Here is a 25,065-nt window from a genome sequence, read left to right as displayed (position 1 = left end):
GCGATTAGGGCACATTAGGCAAATGAATCTCATGGTTGATTTGAATCCGCTCGTCGGTAACTGAGCCAACGCGCCAGTCTAGCAAGACTAAACTATTGCGCTGCAGCGAGGCAGGGCTGACCCGAAACGGCAGCTGCCCTGCAGCTAACTTATTGACCAAGGTGGTCATCATGACTTCAGCATTGCCCGCGCTACTGGTCAAACTGGCAGCGTTGGGCTGGCTGGTACTGTAACCGTAGTTGGCAAAACGTAACAGTCGTTGACTGGCTTCGTCAAAACACCAACTCACTGGAGTTGAACCGATAAAGTACCTGCGCCCAGGACTTTGCTGGCTAAACTCGGCATTTGCATCGGTAAATTCGATGTCGATGACGCCGGACTGGCCGCTCACCGCATTGATAGTTTGAATCTGCTGTCGTCGTGTACTGCTCGCGGCATAGATATGTGGCGCTTGAGTAGCGTAGACAAACAACCATTGGTTGACCAATGACGTTTCACTTTGCGGTTCAATCGCAATAAAGCTGTCGCTGCCCGCTGCTAAGCCCTGAGGGAGTTCCAAATAGCGGCTGCTTGCCACTAAGGGAACGAATTCAATACAAGCTGCGTTCACACGAAGCGAGCGTGGGACTATATACTTAAGTTCGCGAGTAAGGCGCTCAATGGCGAATCGTGATTCTGCAATAAGCTGCTGTCGCGCACTGGTATCGGCAAAAATTTGTGCGCCGAAACTGACATAACCAAAGCTAAACAACCCTAAAATAGCGAGAATCACCATAACGATGACCAACTCTATTAGGGTGAAGCCATGCGCATGACGTTTGCCCATTAGTAGTTCCCCTTCACCATGGAGAATTCAAAGTTTTGCCCCAGCGGTGTCGTCGTCGTCACTAAGATGCGCTTAAAAGCGCTGCGGCCAGCGCTGCAGACACCGAGGGCATTGCTATAGCAAACGCTAACGGCAAAGCCAAAACCTGGATAACGTGCGGCAAGACTATCGCCCTCAGCATTGGCAAGTGCGGGGAAGGCTATTTGTAGCTGATGGTAATCATCGACGTCATCAAAAGTATCACGGGTTTCGGCGTCGGGGCCAAAGTTGACAGCATCGGTACATGCGGGGCCTCCGACACCATCGCAACGCACTAGTCCACCACTACGGTTGCTTTGTTCGTCAAAAGATTTTGCGATGATTTCATCAAGTAGCGCTTGGCCTAGAGTCGCAGCACGCAACTGTAAAACCGGTTCAGCACTGCGAAATGCTTGTGGATAGAGCAGAGTAAATACCAGCACCAATGCGATCGCGAGGGTGACAATACCAATGATCAGTTCTATCAACGAGAAACCGCGCATGAGAAGACCTTGTTAAAGTATTCTTTTATAACTTTTTTAATACGTTCCATAGTATACGAATTTACTTTACACTGCATATTATTAAATCAATTGAAACCATCGACGATTTTCCTATGCGTGCTAAAGCTCCGTGCTTATCACAGTCTAATGTTAAATCTATGCAAGCACTAACGCTTGTTGAGTTGCTCGTTGTTATCATCATCATCGGTATCATTTCGGTAACCGCGGCGCCGGCATTGTTTGGACGCGGTGGCTTTACCCAGCAGACATTTCAAGCTGAGTTGATAAGTGCTTTAAGAGTCGTACAACAACGGGCCATGCAAGATACCACACGAGCCTGTTACGGAATAAATTTTCAAACTAACCAAGTGCGACCTGATTTATGTGGCGCTGCTGTTGCGGCGGAGCGCATCATGGTCGTGCCCGATGAGAACAGTTTAGCCACGGTAGGTAGCTTAACCAACCTAGCGAATGGTTTTCGCTTCAATAGTTTAGGTTGTCCAGTGTCGACCAACCATAGTCTCACAACACCTGAACTTTGTGGCCAAAGTGCGGTCGAGATTACGTTGGCTGGACCTAATAGCCGAAGCGTTTGTGTGCAAAGCCAAGGCTATATTCGCGCGGGCGCTTGCAATTAGTCGCTTGCCCGCCTTGGTGTGGCTTGGTAAAGTTACGCGGTTAGATTATCCACCTTAAAAAGTTTACGGGAACACCCCAGATGTTTAAGAAATTGCGCGGCATTTTTTCCAACGATCTGTCTATCGACTTGGGCACGGCAAATACCCTCATTTACGTCAAAGACGAAGGCATCGTATTGAACGAACCCTCGGTTGTGGCGATTCGACAAGAACGTTCTGGCGGTCCGAAAAGCGTCGCCGCGGTAGGACACGCAGCCAAACAGATGCTCGGTCGTACGCCGGGCAACATTCGCGCAATTCGGCCAATGAAAGACGGTGTGATTGCCGACTTTTATGTGACTGAAAAAATGCTCCAGCACTTTATCAAGAAGGTGCATGACAGCCACTATTTCCGCCCAAGCCCACGGGTTTTGGTGTGTGTGCCATGCGGTTCTACTCAGGTTGAACGTCGTGCCATTCGTGAATCGGCACTCGGCGCTGGCGCGCGCGAGGTCTATTTGATTGACGAACCCATGGCGGCGGCAATTGGCGCTGGTTTGCCGGTGTCAGAAGCAACAGGTTCGATGGTAGTCGATATTGGTGGTGGTACCACAGAAGTTGCGATCATCTCGTTGAATGGCGTGGTTTACTCTTCTTCGGTGCGCATTGGTGGTGATAAATTTGATGAAGCTATCGTCAATTATATTCGTCGCAACTTCGGTTCATTGATTGGTGAAGCAACTGCCGAGCGCATCAAGCATGAGATTGGTTCCGCTTTCCCAGGTGACGAAGTCCGCGAAATCGAAGTGCGTGGACGTAACCTTGCCGAGGGTGTGCCGCGTTCATTCACATTGAACAGCAACGAAATCCTTGAAGCATTGCAAGAGCCATTGATGGGCATCGTCAGCGCAGTAATGGTCGCGCTTGAACAGTCGCCACCAGAACTGGCCTCGGACATCTCTGAGCGTGGCATGGTGCTTACCGGTGGTGGTGCGTTGCTGCGCGACCTTGATCGTCTATTAATGGAAGAAACGGGTATTCCAGTCATCATCGCAGACGACCCATTGACCTGTGTCGCACGCGGTGGCGGTAAAGCCCTTGAAATGATTGATATGCACGGTGGTGATCTGTTTAGTGATGAGTAACGCCGCATGAAGTCGCTGTTCGAGCACGGCCCTTCGCTACGCACCCGCCTGCTGCTCGCCCTAATCATTGCAGGTGCATTGATGTTCCTCGACCACCGGCTGCAAACCATGCAGCCGGTGCGTTCGTTTTTAAGCACCGCTACAGCTCCAGTTCAGTACCTTGCTGTATTACCTGAAGAAGTGATGAATCGCGTGGTTTACTTAGCGACCACCCGTTCAGCGCTGCGCGAAGACAATCTACGTTTACGTGACGAGTTACTCGAACTTGAGATGGCGGTGCAACGCTTGAATTTTCTCGAAAACGAGAATGCCCGGTTGCGACAATTGCTCGGCTCCGAAGTGCGTCAAGCGAGTCGGCGCATGGTTGCCGAAGTAGTGGCGGTAGCGACCGATCCGTTCTCGCACCAGGTGGTTATCAACAAAGGTTACGCCAACGGTGTGTATGAAGGCCAGCCGGTGCTCGATAATCGCGGCATTCTTGGCCAAGTCATTAGTGTTGCACGCACCACTGCACGGGTCATTTTGATTTCCGACCAGAGCCATGCTATTTCGCTGCGTGCTGAACGCAATGATATCCGCGTGATTGCCAAAGGTATCGGTGACTTGAACCAACTTGAGTTGAGTTTTATTCCGCACAGCACAGAATTAAAAGAGGGCGATGTGTTGATGTCGTCAGGGCTTGGCGGCATATTCCCAGAAGGTTATCCAGTGGCGGAAATCAGTTCAATTGACCGTGATGAACGTTTGCAATATGCGCGCGTTTTAGTCACGCCATTTGCCCAGCTTGACCGCGTGCGGACGCTGTTATTGCTGTGGCCTGCGGATGCCACCGAACAACCGGTATATGACGAGGTTGAAGATGTGGATTAAGTCGGGTTTGTTGCCGCTACTACTCAGTTACGTGATTGCCTTGGTATTGATGGTCATGCCAATCCCGACATTCCTTGAGGCGTGGCGTCCGGATTGGGTCAGTATGGTGCTGATTTATTGGCTCATGGCGATTCCGCATCGTGTTGGTGTGACCACGGTGCTGGTGATGGGGTTACTCACTGATATTTTAATGGGCACTACTTTCGGCGTGTACGCCACCGGTTTGCTGATTATTGCCTATTCCACCCTGCGTCACTTCCAGCGTATTCGTAATTATTCATTAATGCAGCAAATGCTGGTTATTGCGGTACTGATTCTCGTCAAACGTCTAATTGTGTATCAATTAGAGCATTTTTTGAATGATGCTGCGTTTCATTGGTCTTACTTATACCCGGTGCTGTCATCGATGGTGTTGTGGCCTTGGTTGTTCCTCGTCATGCGTGGCTATCGTCGGCGTTACTTGATTCGTTAGCTAAAGGATTCTTAGATGGAACTCGTGCTCGCCTCTGGCTCACCTCGGCGTTTTGAATTATTGCAGTTGCTCGATCGGCCGTTTCGAGTCGTGCATCCAGATATTATTGAACAACAGCAAACCCATGAGCGTCCGCTAGACTATGTGGAGCGCTTGGCAAGAGAAAAGGCCGAGGCTGGGGCGCAGTTATGTGCCAGTGAGGGGCTGACTAATGCAGCAGTTATTGGCGCGGACACGGTGGTGGTGTGCGCTGATCAAGTATTAGAAAAGCCGCACGACGAAGCCGATTTTAAACAAATGATGCGGTTGCTGTCAGGGCGTGCACACCAAGCGATCACGGCGGTCGCATTGCACCATAATGGTGCAACGAACAGTAAGGTGGTCTCGACGACTGTCTACTTTAAGCATTTGAATGCCGCCGAAATCACTGCCTATTGGCAGTCGGGTGAGCCTAAAGATAAAGCGGGTGGGTATGGAATTCAGGGACGCGCAGGTAAGTTTGTGACCCATATTGAGGGCAGCTATTTGGCGGTGGTTGGCTTGCCATTGTATGAAACCGAGCAGCTGATCGTGCAGGTCGAAGCAGCGGTAGCAAAGGACAATTATGAGCGCTGAAATTTTAATGAACGTGACCCCAACTGAGACACGGGTGGCGTTGATCGAAAATGGTATTTTGCAAGAGATCCATATTGAACGCCAAGCCAAGCGCGGTTTGGTGGGTAATATTTATGTCGGTAAAGTGGTGCGTGTGCTACCTGGCATGCAAGCCGCCTTCGTTGACATTGGCTTAGATAAAGCAGCGTTCTTGCACGCCTCTGATATTGTTTCACCACTCTCTGCGGCTGAGGGTGTGCCGCCACGTCCGGATTTAGCGCCGGATATTGCGACACTCGTGCGGTTGGGCCAGCATATACTGGTGCAAGTCGTCAAAGATCCTTTGGGGACAAAAGGCGCGCGTCTCACCACAGATATCACCATTCCTTCGCGTTACATGGTGTTAATGCCGCAATCACCGCACGTTGGTATCTCGCAGCGGATTGAAGATGAAGCTGAACGTGATCGCCTCAAAGCTGCAGCGCAACCCTACTGTGATGAGCACGGTGGTTTTATCGTGCGCACTGCAGCAGAAGGGGCACGCGATGATGATTTGCAGCGCGATGCGAGCTTTTTGCGGCGACTATGGACGACTATTGAAAAGCGCCGCAAGGGTATGCGCAAGGTGGGTATTGTTTACGAAGATTTGAATTTATCTTGTCGTATTCTGCGTGATTTTGTCGGCGACGAAATCGAGCGCGTTCGAGTCGACTCGCGCATCACCTATGAGATTCTCGTTGAGTTTGTGCAAGAGTTTATTCCAGAACTCGCTCCGACACTGGAGTACTACACGGGCGAACGTCCCATTTTCGACATGTTTGATGTCGAAAACGAAATCCAACGCGCGCTCGATCGTAAAGTGGATCTTAAGTCTGGTGGTTCGATTATTATCGATCAGACTGAAGCGATGACCACCATTGATATCAATACCGGCGGCTTTGTCGGTCACCGTAACCTCGAAGAAACTATTTTCAATACCAACATCGAGGCGACCCAAGCCATAGCCCGACAGTTACGCTTGCGTAACTTGGGTGGCATTATCATTATCGATTTTATCGATATGCAAAACGCTGATCACAAGCGCCGTGTGCTCCACAGTTTGGAACAAGCGCTGAGCAAAGACCGCGCGAAGACTTCGATCAACGGTTTCACCTCATTAGGTTTGGTGGAAATGACACGTAAACGCACCCGTGAGAGTCTCGAGCACGTGTTGTGCTCAGAATGTCCGGTCTGCAGTGGCCGCGGCACGATGAAAACGGTCGAAACAGTTTGTTATGAAATCATGCGTGAAATTGTGCGGGTCAATCGCGCCTATGCTGCGGATCATTTTGTAGTTTATGCGTCAGCTGCGGTTGCCGACGCCTTACTGAACGAAGAGTCGCATGCGTTAGCGGAGCTCGAAGTCTTTATTGGTAAGCAAGTCAAAGTCTCGGTCGAGCCGCTGTATCATCAAGAGCAGTTTGACGTCGTGATGATGTGAATGATGTAGGACTTATGTGGCGACGTTCGGTTAAAGTAGCTTATCGTACACTTCTCTATACCATCGCCAGTGCACTTGTGCTGTTTGCGGTGTTGCTGACCGTGCTGCGCTACTTGTTGCCACAGTTACCTGATTTAACCACTGACGTTGAGCAATTCTTTGCCGATAACTACGCTGTTGAAATGACCATCAATCAGCTCGGCGCTGATTGGAATACCGCCGGTCCGCAGTTGATTCTACGCGATATTAGTATTCACCAACTTGGCGGAGAAGCGGCTGACCTCAAACTGAATGAGGCACGCGTTATTTTCAATTTCTGGCAAAGTGTTCGTACCTTGTCAGTCAAATTTGAGCAAGTCACGCTGGCTGATTTGCATGTCACCTACGATTTGCGCGATGCATCGATCGCCAGCAATGTGGGTATGTCAGAGCAAATTCCACGGTTTTTCTTAAACCAACTTGATGAAGTCACAATTGAGAACAGCCGGCTCGAAATTATTAATTTAGTCGGCGTACGTCGGGCCGTGTTGGTAGATCGTTTGAGTTGGCAGAACCAAGGGCTTGCGCACCAAGGCATTGGTAGTTTCCGCATTGATGGACTTGCCAGTAACGCGCTTGACGTGATGATTGATATCAAGGGCAATGATCCAAGAGATCTGGCTGGACAAATTTACGTGCAAGCCTCCAATCTTGATATCGCCGGCTGGTTACAACAGCAAGTGGTAGACGCTAAAGTGTCACAGGCGGAATTTAACTTCACTCTGTGGCTTAACTTCACTGCCAGCGAATTTCGTAATGGTACGTTGCAATTAGCGCGCAACGAACTGCATTGGCAAGTGGGTCAGCAACGCCATCAACTGGTGATCCCCAAAGGGCTGATGCGCTTGCGTCCGCAGCAAGAGGGTTGGTTAGTCAATAATAACCCGCTGACCTTTATCAAAGACAGTACCACCTGGACCTTACCCACAATGAGCTGGCTGCAAACGCCGGAACGCACGGTGGTGAGCGCCAATCAAGTGCCGTTGGCACCGCTCGTGCAACTGGCTAGTTTAGCCGGCTCTACGGGCCAAGCTTGGGCCGAAAAACTTACGCAAAGTGAATTACAAGGCGCGCTAGATGTGCGCTTGCAGCGCGACCTGCAACAACCGTTGCAATGGCAAGTTCAAGGTCAAGATTTGGCGTGGCAGGGCAATGAGACGATTCCGGGTGTTGCGCAAGTGGACGTTAACGTGGTGGGGCAAGGCCAGTATGCACAGTGGCAACTCCAAGGCGAGCAAGTGGCGGTCAATAGTCGTTGGCTCGATAGTGCCGCACCGTGGCAAATTGCGAATCTCAACGTGGCTGGTGATTTTAGCTGGCGTCCAGTAGGCCAACCTGAGCACACTTGGCGTGTGCGCATCGCTGATGGCAGTCGCATTGAGTTACAGGGGTTACCGCTGGCGCTGCGGGCTACGCTGCAACAAGCAGAACAGCTAGAAATTGCTGCGCGGGTCACCGCTGATACTTCAACCACCATAGATGCTGAAGTGCTGCGTCGTTATTTACCAGAAGTGATGGGCGCAGAGCTACACGATTACTTGCAGACCGCATTATTGGAAGCCGAAGCTGAGAGCATCACCATGCTCTGGCGCGGTGCATTGGAAGAGTTCCCCTACAAGCAACAGCAGGGCGTCTTTCGCGCACAAGCCAGTTTACGCAATCTGGTTTACAAATTTCAGCCAAACTGGCCCAGTGTTGCCGACGCCAACGCCTACGTGCATTTTGGCAATGAACGCATGCATATTCGTGCCGAAAATGGACAGTTGCTCGATATGGGGCTGCCGCAAGTCGACACCATTTTACCTGATCTCACAGCGCGGCCGCCGCAGCTGTTGATTTCGGGCGATATTGCCGGTGATGGTACGGCGTTACAGCCGATCTTTGCGCAAAGCCCGTTGGCTAAGAGTTTGGGTACCACTTTCGAAGAGATACAGTTAAGCGGACCGTTGACTGGGCGCCTGCAACTCACGGTTCCGTTAGATAATAGCCGCCAGGTCTTAGCTGAGGGCTATGGTGAGCTTGCTAATAATACGTTGTTGGTGGAAAGCCTAGGGCAGCGCTTTGAGCAGGTTAATGGACGGATCCGCTACCGTAATGACGAAATTTCTAGTGATAACCTGCGCGTGGCTTGGCAACAACTGCCGGTGGCCCTAACTTTGCAAGGGCAACAGCGCGAGCAAGACTATCACGTGGAGCTAAAAGCACAGGCTGAGTGGTCGATGGCGGAGCTTACCGAGCGCATCCCGAGTACCGCGAGTTTATTCACAGGTGGATTCAATTGGGATGGTCAATTGGCATTGTCGTTGCCACAAGATGGCGGGTATTCGTTCCACTGGCAACAACAATCTGACCTGCTGGAACTTGGCATGTTGTTACCTGCACCACTTGATATTCCGCAGGGTTCAGGGCGCGCATGGCAATTGCAGGTTTCCGGTAGTCCCGAGAGTCTCTTGATCAATAGTAGTCTGGGCGAACAGAGTTTGCTGGAACTGCAGTTCAATGGTGATGCCAGCGAATTGCAGCAAGGTTATGCGCGCATTGGTAACACCGCGCGTGGGGCGCCGAATCCGGACTTGCTAGGTTTACAACCTAAATTTCCGTTAGAGATCGGTCTTCCCGAAATCGACGGTTTAGCCTGGGGTGAAAAGTTAGTTGCGCTCAATCAGTGGCTGAGTGATTGGTTACCGGAACCACAATCCGCGAGTCGCATCGCTAGTCCAGTACCGGATTTGATAGAGATTCGTGCAGATACCGTAACACTCGGTGATCATACGTTGGACGATAATGCAATTGTGCTATGGCCACAACAGGAGCCGCAGGCCGAGCAAGTGATTGATACTTGGCAATGGCGCTGGCGCGCCGAGCAAACAGCACTCACGGGCAGCTATTGGCCAGCCCGAGCCGAGCAACGCGCGCAAGTACGAATTGCTGCAGATTTTCTCGAATTGGCGCGCCCCGAAGTGATTGCAACGGTCGAGGAAACCACCGAAGTCGAGCAAGATCCACCGAACGTGACGGCTTGGCCGAGTTTGCAGTTTGAGTGTCGCCGTTGCCAATATGGCGACTATGACCTAGGTGAAGTCGCGTTGCAGATGCAGCCGCAAGCACAAGGCCTACAGTTTACCGAGATTCAGATTGCGCAAGGTGAGCACCGTCTGCTGGCTAACATGGATTGGCAATTTGCCACGGGCGAACAAACCGAAGCTACGCGCTTCTATGGCAGCCTTGATAGTGACGACTTGGGGCAGCTACTGAATGAATACGATATTACCTCGATCATTCAAGACAGTCCCGCTGAGTTTAATTATGACTTGCGTTGGCAGGGCGCGCCCGGCGGTTTTAATGTCGCAAGCTTGAATGGCACAATGGAATGGGAGCTAGGCCAAGGCTATCTGAATGATGTCAGCGACGGTGGCGCACGCATCTTTTCGGTGTTGAGTCTGGAAAGCATTTTGCGCAAACTGCGCTTTGATTTTCGGGATATCTTTGCCAATGGCATGTTCTTTACCGAATTTAGCGGTGCTTTCGACATCGCTGATGGCGTAGTAAGCACCGACAATGCGGTGATGGATGGCTCGGCCGGTGACATGCAAATTATCGGGCAGAGCGATTTGGTCTCAGAGGCCATCGACTACCGCCTTTATTTCGTGCCTAAAGTGACCTCCAGTCTGCCTGTTATTCTGGCCTGGATGGTCAATCCGCCGTCCGGTCTTGCCGCTTTGTTGATCGATCAAATGCTGCAAGATGCGCAAGTCATCAGTCGCTTGGAGTATAAGATTACCGGTACTATTGACGCTCCTGTGGTAGAAGAAGTCTCGCGCGATAGTCGCGAAGTCACCATTCCGGTCGATGAACTGCCAAGCGAAGCCCAACAGCAGGAGAAGCAAAATGACAACGGCAACAACGCCAGCGAACAAGGTGCAACTAACAGCAGTACAGATGACCAGCCAGCCGCAGCCGCTGGACAACCTAGCAGTTATTGAACAACTCCTGGAGCAAATTCCGCCCGCGCGGCCACAACTGGTGGTATTGCCCGAAGCCTGTTTATGCTTCGGTGCCGGCGATAAATTGCAGCGCGAGATTGCCGAATTACATGGGCAGGGCGATTTGCAGCAACGTCTCGCTGAGTTGGCGCAGCAACACGGCATCTATTTACTTGCCGGCACCATGCCGATAATCGATAGCCGTGAGGCCACAAAATTTAGCGCAGCATCTTTGCTGTTTGGCCCTGACGGCAGCGAGCTGGCGCGTTACAACAAAGTTCACTTGTTCGACGTTGATGTTGCCGATAATACCAAACAGTACCGTGAATCAAACTGGACTGAAGCGGGCACCGAGGTCGTTACGGTGGCCACTGAGTTTGGCGTGTTAGGTTTGGCAGTATGTTATGATGTGCGGTTTCCAGAACTGTTTCGCGCATTACGCACGGCGGGGGCGGATGTGATTTCACTACCGTCGGCATTTACCCAGGTGACTGGTGCTGCCCACTGGCACGTGCTGACCCGCGCTCGCGCGATTGAACAACAATGCGCTGTAGTTGCTGCGGCACAAGTCGGTACCCATGCGAATGGTCGTGCGACCTTTGGTCATGCACTGATCATTGATGCCTGGGGACGCGTATTGGATGAATGCGAAGGCGCGACCGGTCAGCCGCAGCAGCCTTGTTTAGCAACGGCGGCGGTTGATTTAAGTCAGCAAGCTGAGATCCGACAGAATATTCCCGTGGCAGAGCATTTTGCCCGAAGTAAAAAGGTGATACATGAGTAAACACGAGCAGGTCATTGCGCATCTGTTGGCCGACAATCAACTTGATGTCGAGCAGTTAACCCAGCAGTTAGGGCACCTCTACACCGGTGCCATTGATTACGCTGATATCTACCTGCAACACAGCACCAACGAATCTTGGGTGCTAGAAGACGGTATTGTTAAAACTGGCAGCTTTCATATTGAGAGCGGACTTGGTGTGCGTGCCTTGCATGAAGACAAGACTGGCTTTGCCTATGCCGATGAGATTACCGCGAGTGCGCTGCAGCAGGCGGCCAGCGCGGCGCGTGGGATTGTCGCAGCAGGACAAGCCAAGCGAGTACAGGTACCAGCGGCACAGGCGCCACAGACGCGCTATAGCGCGACCAATCCGTTAGCTAGTTTAGATGAAGTTGCCAAAATTGAATTGTTGCGCGAAATCGATGCCTATGCACGCGCCCTCGACTCCCGAGTGGTGGAAGTGATTGCCAGTATCAGTGGTAGTTATGATGAAGTCTTGGTGATCGCCACCGACGGCACCTTAGCTACGGATATACGTCCGTTAGTGCGCGTGAACTGCACCGTGTTGGCGGAACAAGATGGCAAACGCGAACGTGGCAGTGCTGGTGGTGGTGCGCGAGTCGATTATGGCTACTTCTTTGCGGCTGACCAAGGTATGAGTTACCCGCGGTGGCAGAGTTACGCCAAAGAAGCAGTGCGCCAAGCATTGGTGAATCTTGAAGCGCGTCCGGCCCCTGCGGGGACCATGCCGGTGGTGTTAGGCGCCGGTTGGCCTGGTGTGCTGCTGCATGAAGCAGTCGGGCACGGCCTCGAAGGCGATTTTAATCGCAAAGGCGCGTCCGCGTATGCTGGAAAAATGGGTGAACTCGTGGCCTCGGAACTTTGCACCATTGTCGATGACGGCACCATTGCCGATCGACGTGGTTCATTAACTGTTGACGATGAAGGTACACCCGCTGGCTACAATGTACTGATCGAAAAAGGCCGCTTAGTCGGCTACATGCAAGACAAAATGAACGCGCGTCTGATGGGCGTCGCCGCGACCGGTAATGGTCGCCGTGAATCCTATGCGCATCTGCCAATGCCGCGCATGACCAATACTTATATGCTCGGTGGTGAAGCCAACCCTGACGAAATTATTGCCAGTGTGAAGAAGGGCATTTATGCACCACAATTCGCGGGTGGTCAGGTGGATATTACTTCCGGCAAATTCGTGTTCTCAGCGTCAGAAGCCTACTTGATTGAAGATGGCAAAATCACTGCACCATTGAAAGGCGCCACGCTGATTGGCAATGGTCCTGAAGCGATGCGTCAAGTATCGATGGTGGGCAACGATCTCGCCTTAGATACCGGCGTCGGTGTTTGTGGTAAAGACGGTCAGAGCGTGCCGGTGGGCGTTGGCCAACCGACGCTGAAATTAGATGCCCTAACTGTGGGAGGCACCGCTTAAGCGGATGCCACTTCACGTAGATATTTAAAGAGTTCGCGTGCAGCGGCGGGTGGTTTGCCCTGCTGTTGTTGCTTTTGCGCTTGGCGATACAGCTGCCGCAGCTTTTGTCTATCGGCATGTGGATAAGCGTCGATAAATTGCTGAATGGCGCTGTCGCCTTGGCTCAAAATCGCATCACGCGTTTTCTCGAGCTGATGAAATAATGCGTTTTGCTCATGGTGAGCATGTTCAAGTTCGTGCAAAGCTTGTTCGATGGGGCCAGTTTCACGGTTGCGCATCAATTTACCGATGTGCTGTAACTGGCGTCGAAAGCCTTCGCGCTTATTGCGAATACGTTGCGCTAAGGCAATAGCATCGCGCAATTCATCGTCGAGTGGAATTTTTTCGAGTTTGCCAGCGCTTAAGTTGACTAGCTTAGTGCCGAGTGCTTGTTGGGCTTCGGCATCGCGCTTGAGCTGAGATTTACTAATTAACGAGTCGTCGTCTTGATCGTGATCGTGCATGCGTTTTCCTCTGTGCAATGTTGGTCATTTTAACAGGCTCACGAACAACCGACCATTGGAGTTTACTTTGAAACCAGAAATAGCTGATTTACGCCTCGAACTAGATGATGTGAAACAAGCCGTCGCCGACGCGCTTAGCTTCGGTAAAGAGCTTGGGGCCAGCGCGATGGAATGTGCCCTAAGTCGCAGCCGTGGTATCAGTGTCGAAACCCGTCTTGGCGAAGTGGAAACGGTAGAATTTAACCAAGATGGCGCCTTGGGCATCACGCTTTACCAAGGCCAACAAAAAGGTTCTGCGTCAACTACCGATCTGTCGCCACGCGCCATTCGCGCGGCAGTTGAAAAAGCCTATGATATTGCTCGGTTTACCTCGCCGGACCCGCATGCTGGCTTAGCGCCTGCCGAATTACTGGCCACCGCAGCACCTGATTTGGACCTCTGTCATCCGGCCGATCAATCGGCTGAGTATGCTTTGGCGCAGGCGCTGCAATGTGAACGTCATGCGCTCAACCTTGACGAGCGTATCGTTAATTCTGATGGCGCGAGTTATAGCAGTCATGTCGGTTATCGCGTGTATGGCAACAGCCTAGGTTTTCTTGATGGCTATTTACAGTCGCGGCATGCCATTAGCTGTTCATTGATCGCCAAGCAAGGTGACGCCATGCAGCGCGATTATGCCTACACTGTGGGCCGTAAAATTGGCGAGTTGGATAGCCCCGAGCAGGTCGCGGAAGGGGCAGCTAAAGAAACAGTGTCGCGGTTGGGCGCACGTAAAATTGATACGGCACAAATGCCGGTTATTTTCCGTGCCGATATTGCTAATAGTCTATTCGGCCATTTTGTTGGTGCTATCAGTGGCGGTAATTTGTATCGGAAATCGAGCTTTTTATTGGACCACTTGGGCGCACAGGTGTTGCCGTCTTGGCTCACCATTGAAGAAACGCCGCATTTACGCGGCGCCCTCGCCAGCTCGCCGTTTGATCACGAAGGAGTGCGTACAGAAGATCGCACCATCGTTGCGGATGGCGTATTGCAGACCTATTTATTGACCAGTTATGCGGCGCGCAAAATGCAGATGCAGCCAACGGGGCATGCGGGCGGCATTCATACCTGGCAAGTGGCGCACCAGCAGCAATCTTTGGCGGATCTCTGTCGGACCATGGGCACGGGACTCTTGGTTACCGAACTGATGGGCCAAGGAGTGAACTTAGTTAACGGTGATTACTCACGTGGAGCGGCTGGTTTTTGGGTAGAAAATGGGGAAATCCAGTATCCAGTAGAGGAAATCACTATTGCTGGCAATTTGCAAGATATGCTGCGTAATATCGTCGCAATCGGCAATGACATTGATTTACGCCATGGTGTTCGTACCGGCTCAGTGCTGCTTGAAAGCATGCACGTTGCCGGTAATTAAACGCTCAATAAGATTAGCTAAGTAACAACGTAGCGGTGCCAAGGAAGGCAAATATACCCACGACATCGGTGACGGTGGTCAAAATGACACCGCCTGCCAAAGCTGGGTCAATATCGAATTTCTTCAAGATCAACGGTACAGTGACACCGGCTAAGCCAGCGGCAAGTAGGTTGGCCATCATCGCAAAGGCAATGATCCCGCCAATCATTAAGTCTTGCTTCCAAATGGCCACTACTGCGGCAATGAGCAGCGCCCAGATCATGCCATTGAGGGCACCTACGGCGAGCTCTTTGCCGATCAACCAGCGTTGGTTACTAGGCCCTATGTGACCAAGTGCCATACCGCGAATGACCAGCGTAAGCGTTTGTGATCCGGCAATTCCACCCATACTTGGCACTATGGTGTTTAGAATTGCGAGAATCGCCATTTGTGCAAGGATATCCTCGAATAGCGAACTGACCATGGCGGCCAGTAACGCCGTGATTAGGTTAATACCCAACCAAATAGAACGTCGGCGGGTACTCTTCCACACGGGCGCGAAGGTATCTTCATCGTCATCAAGACCGGCCATGCTCAACATCGAGTGCTGCGCGTCTTCACGGATGATATCGACCACGTCATCGATGGTGATACGGCCGACCAGGTGATTGTCGTTATCGACCACCGGCGCAGATATCCAGTCTTGGCGTTCGAACAGCTTGGCGACTTCGACTTCGTCCATATCCACCGGAATACTTTGCACATCTGGCTCCATCACGTCGCTTACCAGTTTTGCTGGATCGACGGTGACTAAGCGCGAAATGGAAATCTCGCCAATGAATTGATCGTCACGACTTACCACGTAAAGTTTGTCGGTCGCTTCTGGGAGTTCGCCTTTAAGACGCAAGTACCGTAATACCACGTCGATGGTCACGTCGGGACGCAAGGTAATGGTATCGGTGTTCATGATACTGCCGGCAGTATCATCCTCGTAGGACAGCGCTTTTTCGGCACGATGCCGATCTTGCTCGTCCATCGACTTCAAAACTTCTTGATAAACTTGCTCCGGCAGGCCACGTAAGACGTAGGCCAAGTCATCGGTATCCATGCCTTCGGTTGCGGCGGCCAACTTCTCTGGCGCCATTTGGCGGATAATCGATTTTTGTACTTCTTCGGAGAGTTCCTCGAGGATATCACCGTGTTCGTCGGCATCGACCAACTGCCAAATGATGGCACGCGCTTTTGGCGGTGAAGATTCGAGCAGGAGCGCAACATCCCACGCTGGCAAATTATGTAATTGCCGGCGCGCTTGCACGTACATGCCCCGAGCCAATGACTCGGTTACATCTTGTAGCTGCTGTTCAGCGAACTCTTTTTCAGCGACTTCTGCAAGCATGTTGAAAACTCCTATGAATATGAGGAGTTTATCTTACTTTTACGAATTCGTCAGCTAGTGCAGTGGGGATAAATGGTCGGTTTATGCGTCTTCATCGAAGCGAGCTTCGATCAGTGCGGTGACCGCTTCAACCGCTTGTTCGGCTTCACTACCACGGGCAATGACTGTAATTTCATGGCCTTGTGCACTGGCTAACAGGAGTAAACACATGACGCTTGAAGCATCGACTTCTTTGCCATTTTGCTCAATAAAAACTTCAGCATCGAATTGGTAGGTGAGTTTAGCGAGCTTGGTCGCAGCACGCGCATGCAGGCCGAGTTTGTTTTGAATAATGGCTTGGCGACGAACTTCAGTAGTCATTTGCGACGATGGCTCTCACGATGGCGTACTTGAACTTTTAAATCCAGCCCTTGAAAGCGCTCAGCCAGTTGCTCCGCGATATACACGGAACGGTGTTGGCCACCGGTGCAACCAATACCCACCGTAAGGTAGCTGCGATTACTGCGTTGAAAGTGCGGTAACCAAGTGGCGAGAAAGGTTTCGAGTTGATAGATAAACTTGGTGACCAGCGGCTGCTGTACAAAAAAGTGTTGGACCGCGGGGTCACTGCCGGTCAATGGTTTGAGCTCAGGTTCCCAATGCGGATTTGGCAAAATTCGCGCGTCAAATGCATAGTCGAGATCAGCAGGTAGGCCGTATTTATAACCAAATGATTGAAACACTACGATGAGGCGCGAAGTCGCGCGGCCTAACACCCGTTCGCTCACTTGCTCACTCAGCTGATGAACACTCAAATCGCTGCTTTCAATCCGCCAGGTTGCGCGTTCGGCAAGCGGTTCGAGCAATTTGAATTCAAGTTGTAGGGCTTCGCTTAAAGGCATTTCATGGCGCGACAGCGGATGCATGCGACGGGTTTCGCCAAAGCGTTGCAGCAAAATTTTGTCTTCGGCATCAAGAAAGAGAATTTCTGGCGCGACTTTGTCCGGTAAAAAATCCAGTGCGTCACTGAGTTGCTCTGGATTCACGGGCAAGTTGCGGACATCGATACTTACAGCTACGTCTTGGTATTGCTCTTGTACCGCGTGAACCAGCGTGGGTAACAGCATGATCGGCAGGTTATCGACACAATAGAAGCCCAAATCCTCCAGCACCCGCAGGGCGATGGTTTTGCCAGATCCTGAACGTCCACTTACAATAATCAGCCGCATATCATTACACTTCTGCTTTAGTGAAAAGGTCAAACAGCTCTTGGTCAGATTTCGCCTCACGCAAGGCGCGCGTGCAGGTTTTCTCATTTAAGCGTTGGGCGACAGCAGCTAAAGTTTGTAAATGCTGCTCGTGTTCCTCTTCAGGCACAACAAGCGCAAAGACGATATCGACCGGTTGATTATCGATGGCATCGAAGTCGACGGGCTCATTTAGCGTCAGCAAAATAGCGACAGGCTTATTGGCAGTACTCAAACGCCCATGTGGAATCGCAACACCTAAACCAATCCCGGTGCTACCCAAACGCTCGCGATTGAGTAAACTTTCGAAAACATCAAAGCTGGTGGTGCCTGATAAGCGCGGAGCGGCGAGTTGCCCAATGAGTTCGAGCACTTTCTTTTTGCTTGAGCCGGCGACTGCACAACGTGTGCAGTCGGGGCTTAAGAGAGAGGATAAATCCATGATTTAGTGACGTTTCATCTTTTCTTTGTGTTTAATTACTTGACGATCCAGTTTATCAATCAAACCATCAATCGCCGCGTACATATCTTGGTGTTCGGAATCGGCAAAAATTTCACCGCCGCTAACATGGAGCGTAGCTTCCGCTTTTTGCGTTAACTTTTCAACATTTAAAATGACATGGACATTGTTTATGTGGTCAAAGTGCCGTTCGAGCTTGGCAAATTTGCTGTCAACATAGTCGCGTAGGGCGTCAGTAATTTCAATGTGATGACCAGTCAGATTAATTTGCATAACATCTTCCTTCTATTGTCCAAGATTTAAATCAGACGCTTACGTTGGCTCGAAGGCGGAATATTGAGCGCCTCACGATACTTCGCAATCGTCCTTCTAGCGACCTGAATCCCTTGGTCCGCCATAAGCTGGGTGAGCTTATTATCACTGAGCGGCTTCCGCGGGTTTTCGGCGGCGACTAGTTTCTTTAGCAACGCGCGAATCGCCGTTGAAGAAGCATCTTCCCCTTGTTCAGTACGCAACTGACTGGAAAAAAAGTACTTCAACTCGAATACACCGCGCGGTGTGTGCATATACTTTTGGGAGGTGACACGAGATACGGTCGATTCGTGCATTTCGATAGCTTGGGCGACATCGGCAAGGATCATGGGTTTCATCGCTTCTTCGCCGTGCTCAAAGAAAGCCTGTTGGCGTTGCACGATAGTGGTGGCAACTTTCAGCAGCGTCTCATTGCGGCTTTCAATGCTGCGGATAAACCATTTTGCTTCTTGTAGGTGATGGCGAATATAACTCATGTCGTCGCTTTGTTTGGCATCCTGAATCAGCGCTGCGTAACTCTCGTTCACTTTTAGTCTAGGCAAACTTTGTGGGTTTAGCTCAACTATCCAACGATTATTTTTTTTGCGCACCAGCACATCGGGAATCACGTAATCATCATCCGCATTGCTATAGCTTTCGCCGGGGTGCGGTTGTAACTGCTGTATGATAGTTAGGACACTGGCGAGCTGTTGTTCGTTCAATTTTAACTGCCGCGCCAGGTTACGATAGTCGCGCGAAGCGAGTAACGAGAGATGTTCTTGCACCGCTATTTTTGCGTGCTGAAGATAGGGCGTGTCTTTTGCCAGTTGGTTTAGCTGCAGTAGCAGGCACTCACTCACATCACGCGCGCCGACCCCAACCGGATCAAATTGCTGAATGCGTTTAAGCATTACGGCAACCTCATCCTCTTCTACCAACTCGTCGAGTTGTTCACTGAGTGCTACGCTAATGTCGCTTAAGGTCGCCTGCAAATAGCCATTGTCGTCAATGGCGTCAATCAGCGCTAAACCAATTTCTTCGTCGATCTCGGTACAGTGGGATAAGCGTAATTGCCAGCGCAAATGATCATGGAGAGTTTCTTTGCCGCAACCGAACATAAAGGCATCGTGCTCGGCATCATGTTGGCCGACAGCGCCCATTAGTTCAGCTGAATAATTTTGATCCCATTCCTCTTGCACCGCTTCAACATCGTCTTCGTGGTCACGCAGCGGGTCGTCGTGCTCTTCTTGTTCGAGTAGAGGATTCGCCTCAAGGGTTTGCTGGATCTCTTGCTGCAACTCCATTTGTGAGAGTTGTAACAGCCGAATGGCTTGCTGCAGCTGCGGTGTCATTGACAGCTGCTGACTGAATTTGAATTGCAAGCCTTGCTTCATGGCATACCACCTAAATAAGCTTGCGCCCAATTACAGAGTGAATTGGTCGCCTAGGTAAACGTCTTTTACCTGTTGATTACTTAGAATAGTATGGGCGTCACCTTCAGCAATCAACTCCCCATGACTCACAATATAGGCATGCTCACAAACAGATAGGGTTTCGCGTACGTTATGGTCCGTGATCAAGACGCCAATGCCGCGCTGTTTCAGGTGTTCAATGATCTTCTTAATATCCAACACCGAAATCGGGTCGACTCCGGCAAAAGGTTCATCAAGTAAAATAAACTTAGGTTCAGTGGCCAGGGCTCGGGCAATCTCTACGCGGCGGCGTTCACCACCCGACAGACTCATGCCAAGACTGTTGGCGATATGGCCGATGTGAAACTCTTCGAGCAGACTGTCGAGCTTTTCTTCGCGGCCGTTGGCATCAAGGTCTTTGCGCGTTTCGAGAATTGCCATAATATTGTCGCGCACGGTGAGCTTGCGAAAGATTGAGGATTCTTGTGGCAAGTAACCAACGCCGCGCCGTGCTCGCTCGTGCATTGGCAACAACGAAACGTCGTCACCGTCGAGCAGAATACGTCCCTTATCGTGATTGATAAGGCCAACTATCATGTAAAAAGTCGTTGTTTTACCGGCCCCGTTTGGGCCTAGCAGACCAATGATTTTGCCCGCTTCCACGGTAATACTGACGTCTTTTACGACCTGACGTTTATTAAAAGATTTTGCCAAATGCTCAGCGATTAATCGGCTCATCGTCATTCTTACTGTCGGTTCTAAAAATGGTGGTGACGCGCTCGTTCTCATCGTCTCCGCGGCGGGCTCGTAACTGTTGGGTGGCAAAATCGTAGACCAACTCGGCCCCAGAAATTTCTTTATTTGCTTGGCTGACTTTTACCTTGCCAAGCATGCGCAATTGTTGTGCCTGTTCATCATAAAAAATGGTTTCCGCTTCGGCTTGCATCATGCTGCCGTCATCAAGCTGTTGTTGATAAGTTGCGGGTGCACCGGTGGCGGTAAAAGTTCGGTTACCTTCTTGCTCAGCTACTTCAATATGGTCAGCGGTGATTCTTAGCGTGCCTTGGGTGATAACGGCGTTCTTATCGAACACCGCAATGCGATTCTGGATATCGAACCATTCTTCTTCAGAATCGATAAAGATATCTTGCTCAAAGTCAGCTTTACCCTGCGCCATTGCCGCTGGTGTGATGCTCATTCCAAGCGCTAATGCCAAAGTGCTAATTAGCTTTGCGTTGTACCGCAAAAATTGTTTGTACATGTTCATTGAGTTCCAAGGTTTCGGCGCGCAAATCGGCTTTCATGCCGTTGCCGCGCACTTCGAAATTCTCACCAAAAATCGCCACTGGCTCGTCGGTGATCATGGTTTCGGCGATAGTATCTATGGTCAGGTAACTGGTTTCAATACGTTCAAGGTAATCACTATCGTCTAAATGACTAATGATGATATCACGCTCTAACACGAGCGTTTTGTCATCGTAGAAAGAGCCCTGCTCGGCGACCACTCGCCACTGTGCTGCTTGACCCTTGGCTTGCACCGAGTATTCTGGCGCAGCAAGTTCGGTAAGCCCAATAGGGCTGTAATGGGTCATTTTGGCGGCATTGATTCGATGCACCAACTCGCCTTCAGTGTTGTAGACGCGCGTTACCAAGCCTTCGGCAATAAAGTCCGGTGGAATCTCACGGAATTCTGGATCATCTGCGGTGGTTTCCGCATCGTCAAAGGGACGCCAAATAAGCAGTGCCCCGAGTACGAACAGAATCGCTAGAATCCAGGTTAACTGGCGGTTCATACGCTCATTCCGCCTTGCAATTGTAAGTGACCTTGGCTGAGCAAAATCAAATCACTCAGCTCGCGCACCGCGCCAAAACCACCGCGCATACTGGTAATATAATCGGCTTGCTGTTGTACCCATGGGTGTGCGTCTTGCGGTGCGACGCCCACCCCTGCATGCTGCAACATCACCACATCAGGAACATCGTCGCCAATACTCGCGATCTCACGGTTTTGTAGTTGATATTTACGTGCGAGCTGCTGGTAAACAGCGAGTTTTTCGGTGGTGCCTTGAAAGATATCGGTAACGCCAAGTGCTTGCATGCGGCGTTCAACAATGTCAGATTGCCGCCCAGTCACCACCGCAACGGCGATACCATTATTCAGTAAGGCTTTGACGCCGAAGCCATCGCGGGTATGAAAGGCTTTGAGCTCCTCGCCGGCGTTGCCGAGGTAAATACGGCCATCGGAAAAGACCCCGTCGACATCGCAAATCACCAAACGAATCGCCTTAAAGCTTTCGAACAGACTTTCACTGATGTCACCGTACCAAGTGCTGATCGTTGGCATTGTCATCACATGACTCCCGCTTTTAAAAGATCGTGCATGTTGAGTGCACCGACGGGTTGGCCGGCACCATCAACCACAAAGAGTCCATTGATTTTGCGGTCTTCCATCAGTTTTAAGCCTTCAGCTGCTAATACGTCGGGACCAATAGTGATGGGATTTTTGGTCATCACATCGGTGATCAAGGCTTGGTGCACATCAAGCCGTTGATCGAGGACACGGCGTAGGTCGCCGTCGGTGAACACGCCTATGAGTTGACCATCGCTGGCACTTACGCCGGTCATGCCGAGTCCTTTTTTCGACATTTCGAGCAAAGCTTCACTGAGCGTGGCGCTCGCGGCGACCAAAGGCATGCGCTCACCGGCGTGCATCACATCGTGAATATGCAGTAATAAGCGTCGCCCGAGGCTACCGCCCGGATGCGACATGGCGAAATCATCAGCGGTGAAACCGCGCGCATGGAGCAGGGCCACCGCTAAGGCATCCCCCATGGCGAGTGTTGCTGTGGTCGAAGAAGTCGGGGCTAAGCCAAGCGGGCAAGCTTCTTCTTGAACGGCAATGCAGACATGCACATCAGCAAGCTTTGCCAAGGTCGAATCCGGATTGCCGGTCATGCTGATTAAATGTGCGCCGCGCCGCTTGATCAAAGGAGCGATGCTGAGCACTTCGCCGGTTTCGCCAGAGTTGGAAATTGCGAGCACCACGTCGTCGGCGGTAATCATCCCGAGGTCACCGTGGCTTGCTTCGCCAGGGTGAACAAAAAAAGCCGGGGTACCGGTCGACGCTAGGGTCGCCGCGATTTTCCCACCGATGTGGCCGGATTTACCCATGCCAATCACAATGACTCGACCTTTGCACGCAAGTAAGTACTCACATGCTTGGTCAAAGCTTGCGTCAAGAAAACGTTTTAAATCGCTTACCGCACGCGCCTCGATGTCAAGCACTCGTGCCGCAAGTGAACTGAAGGAATCGGTTGTGCCAGTGGTCATAGCAGCCCTTATCGCGTCCTTGGTTTCAATCAGGTTTTACACCGGTATATAGATTAGATGCAATCATAACCGATCGGTTCTCGAAATGCAGACGTAAAAGAAGTCAAACAAACGATTTGTCACAAATTTTACCGCCCTGCGCTAGGGAAAGTTTGCCCGTTCAGGTACAATATGCGGTCTTGTGAAAAGGGATGAGCCAGTTATGACCAACGCGAAGGCGGACGATCTCGTCGTCATTGAAAATCTGGATTTTGCCCACGGGTACGGTGCACACCAAGTTTACAAGGGTTTAAACCTGCGTGTGCCGCGCGGCAAAATAACTGCCGTCATGGGGCCCAGTGGTATTGGTAAAACTACATTATTGCGGTTGATCGGTGGTCAATTGAAGCCGCAAGCAGGGCGTATCGAGTTTGCCGGACACAATATTCCTAAACTCTCGCGCAGTGCTTTATACGAACAGCGCAAACGCATGAGCATGCTGTTTCAAAGTGGCGCGTTGTTCACCGACATGTCGGTCTACGACAATATTGCGTTTCCGATTCGTGAACACAGCAAATTACCCGAAGAGATTATCGAAACCATTGTTTTGATGAAGCTTGAGGCGGTAGGTTTGCGTGGCGCTCGGCACTTGATGCCGTCGGAGCTATCCGGTGGTATGGCGCGCCGCGCGGCGTTGGCGCGTGCGATTGCACTTGACCCTGAACTTATCATGTACGACGAGCCTTTTGCGGGACAAGACCCTATTTCGATGGGGGTCATTGTGCGTTTGATTAAGTCGCTTAACAATTCGCTCGGGTTGACGAGTATCGTGGTGACGCACGATGTTACTGAGGTAATGACCATCGCCGATTATGTCAACATCATTGCCGATAAGAAGGTGGTCGCGCAAGGCTCTCCAGCCGAACTGCAAGCTTCAGACGATCCGCTGGTGCATCAATTTTTAGCGGGTGAAGCCGACGGCCCAGTGCCGTTCCACTACGCGGCTCCGAGCTTGGCAGAAGATATTTTAGGAGACCGAAATGCTCGATAGGATTGCCGCGCTTGGTAAAGCGGTACTCAACAGCATTGCTGGCGCCGGTAAAGCATTGTTTATGCTCACCCGTGCATTGGTTGGCAAACCGCAATTACGCAAATCATGGCCATTACTGATGCAACAAATGTACTCAGTGGGCGTACTGTCGCTACTGATTATCATTGTTAGTGGGCTTTTTATCGGCATGGTATTGGGGTTGCAGGGTTACACCATTTTGGTCGACTTTGGCGCTGAACAAAGCCTTGGACCAATGGTGGCACTGTCGTTACTGCGCGAACTGGGCCCGGTGGTCACCGCCTTGTTGTTTGCCGGTCGAGCAGGCTCTGCCCTGACCGCTGAAATTGGCCTGATGAAAGCAACTGAGCAATTATCAAGCCTAGAAATGATGGCGGTAGATCCCTTGCGTCGCGTTATTTCACCGCGCTTTTGGGCTGGCTTTTACAGTATGCCACTGCTGGCAATGATTTTTTCTGCCGTTGGTATTTATGGTGGCTATTTAGTGGGCGTGCAGTGGTTGGGCGTCGACGATGGCGCGTTTTGGTCGGTGATGCAGGCGAACGTTGAATGGGGCCAAGATATTATGAATGGCTTGATTAAAAGTTTAGTGTTCGCTTTCGTGGTCACTTGGATTGCGCTGCACAAGGGCTATCACTGCGTGCCAACCTCAGTTGGTATTAGCCGTGCCACCACCTCGACCGTAGTTACCGCATCGCTTGCGGTTCTCGGATTAGATTTTGTTCTCACAGCACTGATGTTTGGGTAACTCATTATGGAATCAAGAAATACGCAATTAGCTGTTGGTTTGTTTGTGATTATTGGCGTTCTCGCTGTGCTATTCCTCGGCTTAAGAGCGGCAAATACCAGCGTAGGCGGCAATGGTGAAACCTATAAGCTGTACGCGAAGTTCGACAACATTGGTGGTTTAAAAGAGCGTTCACCGGTCAAAGTTGGCGGTGTTGTGGTCGGGCGGGTAAGCAAAATTAGCTTGGACGGTGACTACTATGAGCCATTGGTCGAAATGACGATTAGCAGCGAATACAATGAATTTTCTGACACTTCGTCGGTCTCAATCTTAACCTCGGGCCTGTTGGGTGAGCAGTATATTGGCCTGAGCCCAGGATTTATTGACGATACAGTTGAAATGTTAGACGACGGTGATTATATCCACGATACGAAATCAGCTTTGGTGTTGGAGGATCTCATCGGTCAGTTCCTATTTAGCCAAGGTAATGACTAAGGAGTC

General features: G+C 51.1%; 27 protein-coding genes. 13 read left to right on the top strand and 14 right to left on the bottom strand.

All coding sequences use genetic code 11. From position 1 onward, the window contains the following. Positions 1 to 4: 4 nt before the first annotated feature. Together ACJ8W9_RS07520 and ACJ8W9_RS07515 are read right to left on the bottom strand one after the other, a co-directional pair. On the bottom strand, positions 5 to 826 hold the full coding sequence (locus tag ACJ8W9_RS07520; RefSeq protein WP_411359243.1) for a type II secretion system protein J: 822 nt from the start codon (positions 824 to 826) through the stop codon (positions 5 to 7). Continuing rightward, a complete protein-coding gene (locus ACJ8W9_RS07515; protein WP_411359242.1) occupies positions 826 to 1,347 on the bottom strand; it encodes a hypothetical protein in 522 nt (173 codons plus the stop codon). Before ACJ8W9_RS07515 ends, ACJ8W9_RS07520 begins: the two co-directional genes overlap by 1 nt. 158 nt (positions 1,348 to 1,505) lie before the next feature. Here ACJ8W9_RS07515 and ACJ8W9_RS07510 point away from each other — a divergent pair, with 158 nt between their 5' ends. From ACJ8W9_RS07510 to tldD, 9 genes are all read left to right on the top strand, one after another. After that, the gene (locus ACJ8W9_RS07510) at positions 1,506 to 1,985 is read left to right on the top strand and encodes a prepilin-type N-terminal cleavage/methylation domain-containing protein (protein ID WP_411359241.1); all 480 of its coding nucleotides are present in this window, start codon (positions 1,506 to 1,508) and stop codon (positions 1,983 to 1,985) included. Positions 1,986 to 2,065: 80 nt separating this feature from the next. After that, positions 2,066 to 3,109, top strand: coding sequence for a rod shape-determining protein (locus ACJ8W9_RS07505; protein ID WP_034731244.1), 1,044 nt, complete (start codon positions 2,066 to 2,068; stop codon positions 3,107 to 3,109). Between the two features lie 6 nt (positions 3,110 to 3,115). Further along, positions 3,116 to 3,979 (top strand): rod shape-determining protein MreC, encoded by an 864-nt coding sequence (mreC, locus tag ACJ8W9_RS07500; RefSeq protein WP_411359240.1) that lies wholly within the window; start codon positions 3,116 to 3,118, stop codon positions 3,977 to 3,979. Beyond that, entirely contained in the window at positions 3,969 to 4,451 is a 483-nt protein-coding gene (gene mreD / locus ACJ8W9_RS07495; protein ID WP_411359239.1) for a rod shape-determining protein MreD, read from the top strand. The genes mreC and mreD overlap by 11 nt, the downstream gene beginning before the upstream one ends. A 15-nt stretch (positions 4,452 to 4,466) precedes the next feature. Next, entirely contained in the window at positions 4,467 to 5,066 is a 600-nt protein-coding gene (locus ACJ8W9_RS07490; protein ID WP_411359238.1) for a Maf family protein, read from the top strand. Continuing rightward, positions 5,056 to 6,525, top strand: coding sequence for a ribonuclease G (gene rng, locus ACJ8W9_RS07485; RefSeq protein ID WP_034731251.1), 1,470 nt, complete (start codon positions 5,056 to 5,058; stop codon positions 6,523 to 6,525). The genes ACJ8W9_RS07490 and rng overlap by 11 nt, the downstream gene beginning before the upstream one ends. Positions 6,526 to 6,539: 14 nt before the next feature. Next, a complete protein-coding gene (locus ACJ8W9_RS07480; protein ID WP_411360773.1) occupies positions 6,540 to 10,547 on the top strand; it encodes a YhdP family protein in 4,008 nt (1,335 codons plus the stop codon). Continuing rightward, a complete protein-coding gene (locus tag ACJ8W9_RS07475; protein ID WP_411360772.1) occupies positions 10,453 to 11,331 on the top strand; it encodes a carbon-nitrogen hydrolase family protein in 879 nt (292 codons plus the stop codon). Before ACJ8W9_RS07480 ends, ACJ8W9_RS07475 begins: the two co-directional genes overlap by 95 nt. After that, positions 11,324 to 12,778, top strand: a complete 1,455-nt coding sequence (gene tldD / locus ACJ8W9_RS07470) for a metalloprotease TldD (protein WP_411360771.1) — start codon at positions 11,324 to 11,326, stop codon at positions 12,776 to 12,778. The genes ACJ8W9_RS07475 and tldD overlap by 8 nt, the downstream gene beginning before the upstream one ends. Here the strand turns inward: tldD and yjgA are convergent. After that, positions 12,775 to 13,281: a ribosome biogenesis factor YjgA gene (yjgA, locus tag ACJ8W9_RS07465; protein ID WP_411359234.1), complete on the bottom strand. Its 507-nt coding sequence runs from the start codon at positions 13,279 to 13,281 to the stop codon at positions 12,775 to 12,777. The two genes, tldD and yjgA, sit on opposite strands and share 4 nt — an antisense overlap. Before the next feature lie 67 nt (positions 13,282 to 13,348). On the opposite strand from yjgA, the gene pmbA reads away from it, so the two are divergent. Next, positions 13,349 to 14,695 carry a metalloprotease PmbA gene (pmbA, locus tag ACJ8W9_RS07460; protein WP_411360770.1) on the top strand — a complete coding sequence of 449 codons (1,347 nt, stop codon included), beginning with the start codon at positions 13,349 to 13,351 and terminating at the stop codon, positions 14,693 to 14,695. Positions 14,696 to 14,708: 13 nt separating this feature from the next. Here the strand turns inward: pmbA and mgtE are convergent, their stop codons facing one another. The 11 genes from mgtE to ACJ8W9_RS07405 form a co-directional block, all read right to left on the bottom strand. Further along, on the bottom strand, positions 14,709 to 16,070 hold the full coding sequence (gene mgtE / locus ACJ8W9_RS07455; protein WP_034731260.1) for a magnesium transporter: 1,362 nt from the start codon (positions 16,068 to 16,070) through the stop codon (positions 14,709 to 14,711). 81 nt (positions 16,071 to 16,151) lie between these two features. Continuing rightward, the gene (locus tag ACJ8W9_RS07450; protein WP_034731262.1) at positions 16,152 to 16,430 is read right to left on the bottom strand and encodes an HPr family phosphocarrier protein; all 279 of its coding nucleotides are present in this window, start codon (positions 16,428 to 16,430) and stop codon (positions 16,152 to 16,154) included. Beyond that, positions 16,427 to 17,278 (bottom strand): RNase adapter RapZ, encoded by an 852-nt coding sequence (gene rapZ, locus ACJ8W9_RS07445; RefSeq protein WP_411360769.1) that lies wholly within the window; start codon positions 17,276 to 17,278, stop codon positions 16,427 to 16,429. Before rapZ ends, ACJ8W9_RS07450 begins: the two co-directional genes overlap by 4 nt. 4 nt (positions 17,279 to 17,282) lie before the next feature. Then, on the bottom strand, positions 17,283 to 17,738 hold the full coding sequence (ptsN, locus tag ACJ8W9_RS07440) for a PTS IIA-like nitrogen regulatory protein PtsN (RefSeq protein ID WP_411359231.1): 456 nt from the start codon (positions 17,736 to 17,738) through the stop codon (positions 17,283 to 17,285). Positions 17,739 to 17,741: 3 nt separating this feature from the next. Further along, a complete protein-coding gene (gene hpf / locus ACJ8W9_RS07435; RefSeq protein ID WP_034731268.1) occupies positions 17,742 to 18,029 on the bottom strand; it encodes a ribosome hibernation promoting factor in 288 nt (95 codons plus the stop codon). Positions 18,030 to 18,055: 26 nt separating this feature from the next. Continuing rightward, on the bottom strand, positions 18,056 to 19,441 hold the full coding sequence (locus ACJ8W9_RS07430; RefSeq protein ID WP_411359230.1) for an RNA polymerase factor sigma-54: 1,386 nt from the start codon (positions 19,439 to 19,441) through the stop codon (positions 18,056 to 18,058). Positions 19,442 to 19,471: 30 nt separating this feature from the next. Next, a complete protein-coding gene (gene lptB, locus ACJ8W9_RS07425) occupies positions 19,472 to 20,203 on the bottom strand; it encodes an LPS export ABC transporter ATP-binding protein (protein ID WP_411359229.1) in 732 nt (243 codons plus the stop codon). Then, entirely contained in the window at positions 20,178 to 20,657 is a 480-nt protein-coding gene (gene lptA, locus ACJ8W9_RS07420) for a lipopolysaccharide transport periplasmic protein LptA (RefSeq protein WP_411359228.1), read from the bottom strand. Before lptA ends, lptB begins: the two co-directional genes overlap by 26 nt. Positions 20,658 to 20,679: 22 nt before the next feature. Further along, positions 20,680 to 21,252: an LPS export ABC transporter periplasmic protein LptC gene (lptC, locus tag ACJ8W9_RS07415; protein WP_411359227.1), complete on the bottom strand. Its 573-nt coding sequence runs from the start codon at positions 21,250 to 21,252 to the stop codon at positions 20,680 to 20,682. Next, a complete protein-coding gene (gene kdsC / locus ACJ8W9_RS07410; protein WP_411359307.1) occupies positions 21,249 to 21,803 on the bottom strand; it encodes a 3-deoxy-manno-octulosonate-8-phosphatase KdsC in 555 nt (184 codons plus the stop codon). Before kdsC ends, lptC begins: the two co-directional genes overlap by 4 nt. A gap of 5 nt (positions 21,804 to 21,808) precedes the next feature. Beyond that, positions 21,809 to 22,789, bottom strand: a complete 981-nt coding sequence (locus ACJ8W9_RS07405) for a KpsF/GutQ family sugar-phosphate isomerase (RefSeq protein WP_034731276.1) — start codon at positions 22,787 to 22,789, stop codon at positions 21,809 to 21,811. 202 nt (positions 22,790 to 22,991) lie between these two features. Between ACJ8W9_RS07405 and ACJ8W9_RS07400 the strand changes: the two genes are divergently transcribed. Genes ACJ8W9_RS07400 through mlaD form a run of 3 tightly spaced genes read left to right on the top strand, consistent with a single transcriptional unit; the run spans position 22,992 to position 25,059 of the window. Further along, the gene (locus ACJ8W9_RS07400) at positions 22,992 to 23,819 is read left to right on the top strand and encodes an ATP-binding cassette domain-containing protein (RefSeq protein WP_411359226.1); all 828 of its coding nucleotides are present in this window, start codon (positions 22,992 to 22,994) and stop codon (positions 23,817 to 23,819) included. Further along, positions 23,809 to 24,585, top strand: a complete 777-nt coding sequence (mlaE, locus tag ACJ8W9_RS07395; RefSeq protein ID WP_411359225.1) for a lipid asymmetry maintenance ABC transporter permease subunit MlaE — start codon at positions 23,809 to 23,811, stop codon at positions 24,583 to 24,585. The genes ACJ8W9_RS07400 and mlaE overlap by 11 nt, the downstream gene beginning before the upstream one ends. Before the next feature lie 6 nt (positions 24,586 to 24,591). Further along, a complete protein-coding gene (mlaD, locus tag ACJ8W9_RS07390; RefSeq protein ID WP_411359224.1) occupies positions 24,592 to 25,059 on the top strand; it encodes an outer membrane lipid asymmetry maintenance protein MlaD in 468 nt (155 codons plus the stop codon). Positions 25,060 to 25,065 lie beyond the last annotated feature (6 nt).

It is taken from the genome of Pseudidiomarina salilacus, assembly GCF_047323925.1.
GTDB classification, from domain to species: domain Bacteria; phylum Pseudomonadota; class Gammaproteobacteria; order Enterobacterales; family Alteromonadaceae; genus Pseudidiomarina; species Pseudidiomarina salilacus.
The sequence above is the reverse complement of the archived record's forward strand: the minus strand, read 5'-3'. Positions and strand labels throughout refer to the sequence as shown.

Bases quoted from the DNA above. Each gene is read 5' to 3' on its own strand.
- ACJ8W9_RS07520 (WP_411359243.1), bottom strand. From the start codon at position 826: ATGGGCAAACGTCATGCGCATGGCTTCACCCTAATAGAGTTGGTCATC.
- ACJ8W9_RS07515 (WP_411359242.1), bottom strand. From the start codon at position 1,347: ATGCGCGGTTTCTCGTTGATAGAACTGATCATTGGTATTGTCACCCTC.
- ACJ8W9_RS07510 (WP_411359241.1), top strand. From the start codon at position 1,506: ATGCAAGCACTAACGCTTGTTGAGTTGCTCGTTGTTATCATCATCATC.
- ACJ8W9_RS07505 (WP_034731244.1), top strand. From the start codon at position 2,066: ATGTTTAAGAAATTGCGCGGCATTTTTTCCAACGATCTGTCTATCGAC.
- mreC (WP_411359240.1), top strand. From the start codon at position 3,116: ATGAAGTCGCTGTTCGAGCACGGCCCTTCGCTACGCACCCGCCTGCTG.
- mreD (WP_411359239.1), top strand. From the start codon at position 3,969: ATGTGGATTAAGTCGGGTTTGTTGCCGCTACTACTCAGTTACGTGATT.
- ACJ8W9_RS07490 (WP_411359238.1), top strand. From the start codon at position 4,467: ATGGAACTCGTGCTCGCCTCTGGCTCACCTCGGCGTTTTGAATTATTG.
- rng (WP_034731251.1), top strand. From the start codon at position 5,056: ATGAGCGCTGAAATTTTAATGAACGTGACCCCAACTGAGACACGGGTG.
- ACJ8W9_RS07480 (WP_411360773.1), top strand. From the start codon at position 6,540: ATGTGGCGACGTTCGGTTAAAGTAGCTTATCGTACACTTCTCTATACC.
- ACJ8W9_RS07475 (WP_411360772.1), top strand. From the start codon at position 10,453: ATGACAACGGCAACAACGCCAGCGAACAAGGTGCAACTAACAGCAGTA.
- tldD (WP_411360771.1), top strand. From the start codon at position 11,324: ATGAGTAAACACGAGCAGGTCATTGCGCATCTGTTGGCCGACAATCAA.
- yjgA (WP_411359234.1), bottom strand. From the start codon at position 13,281: ATGCACGATCACGATCAAGACGACGACTCGTTAATTAGTAAATCTCAG.
- mgtE (WP_034731260.1), bottom strand. From the start codon at position 16,070: ATGCTTGCAGAAGTCGCTGAAAAAGAGTTCGCTGAACAGCAGCTACAA.
- ACJ8W9_RS07450 (WP_034731262.1), bottom strand. From the start codon at position 16,430: ATGACTACTGAAGTTCGTCGCCAAGCCATTATTCAAAACAAACTCGGC.
- rapZ (WP_411360769.1), bottom strand. From the start codon at position 17,278: ATGCGGCTGATTATTGTAAGTGGACGTTCAGGATCTGGCAAAACCATC.
- ptsN (WP_411359231.1), bottom strand. From the start codon at position 17,738: ATGGATTTATCCTCTCTCTTAAGCCCCGACTGCACACGTTGTGCAGTC.
- hpf (WP_034731268.1), bottom strand. From the start codon at position 18,029: ATGCAAATTAATCTGACTGGTCATCACATTGAAATTACTGACGCCCTA.
- ACJ8W9_RS07430 (WP_411359230.1), bottom strand. From the start codon at position 19,441: ATGAAGCAAGGCTTGCAATTCAAATTCAGTCAGCAGCTGTCAATGACA.
- lptB (WP_411359229.1), bottom strand. From the start codon at position 20,203: ATGACGATGAGCCGATTAATCGCTGAGCATTTGGCAAAATCTTTTAAT.
- lptA (WP_411359228.1), bottom strand. From the start codon at position 20,657: ATGAGCATCACACCAGCGGCAATGGCGCAGGGTAAAGCTGACTTTGAG.
- lptC (WP_411359227.1), bottom strand. From the start codon at position 21,252: ATGAACCGCCAGTTAACCTGGATTCTAGCGATTCTGTTCGTACTCGGG.
- kdsC (WP_411359307.1), bottom strand. From the start codon at position 21,803: ATGCCAACGATCAGCACTTGGTACGGTGACATCAGTGAAAGTCTGTTC.
- ACJ8W9_RS07405 (WP_034731276.1), bottom strand. From the start codon at position 22,789: ATGACCACTGGCACAACCGATTCCTTCAGTTCACTTGCGGCACGAGTG.
- ACJ8W9_RS07400 (WP_411359226.1), top strand. From the start codon at position 22,992: ATGACCAACGCGAAGGCGGACGATCTCGTCGTCATTGAAAATCTGGAT.
- mlaE (WP_411359225.1), top strand. From the start codon at position 23,809: ATGCTCGATAGGATTGCCGCGCTTGGTAAAGCGGTACTCAACAGCATT.
- mlaD (WP_411359224.1), top strand. From the start codon at position 24,592: ATGGAATCAAGAAATACGCAATTAGCTGTTGGTTTGTTTGTGATTATT.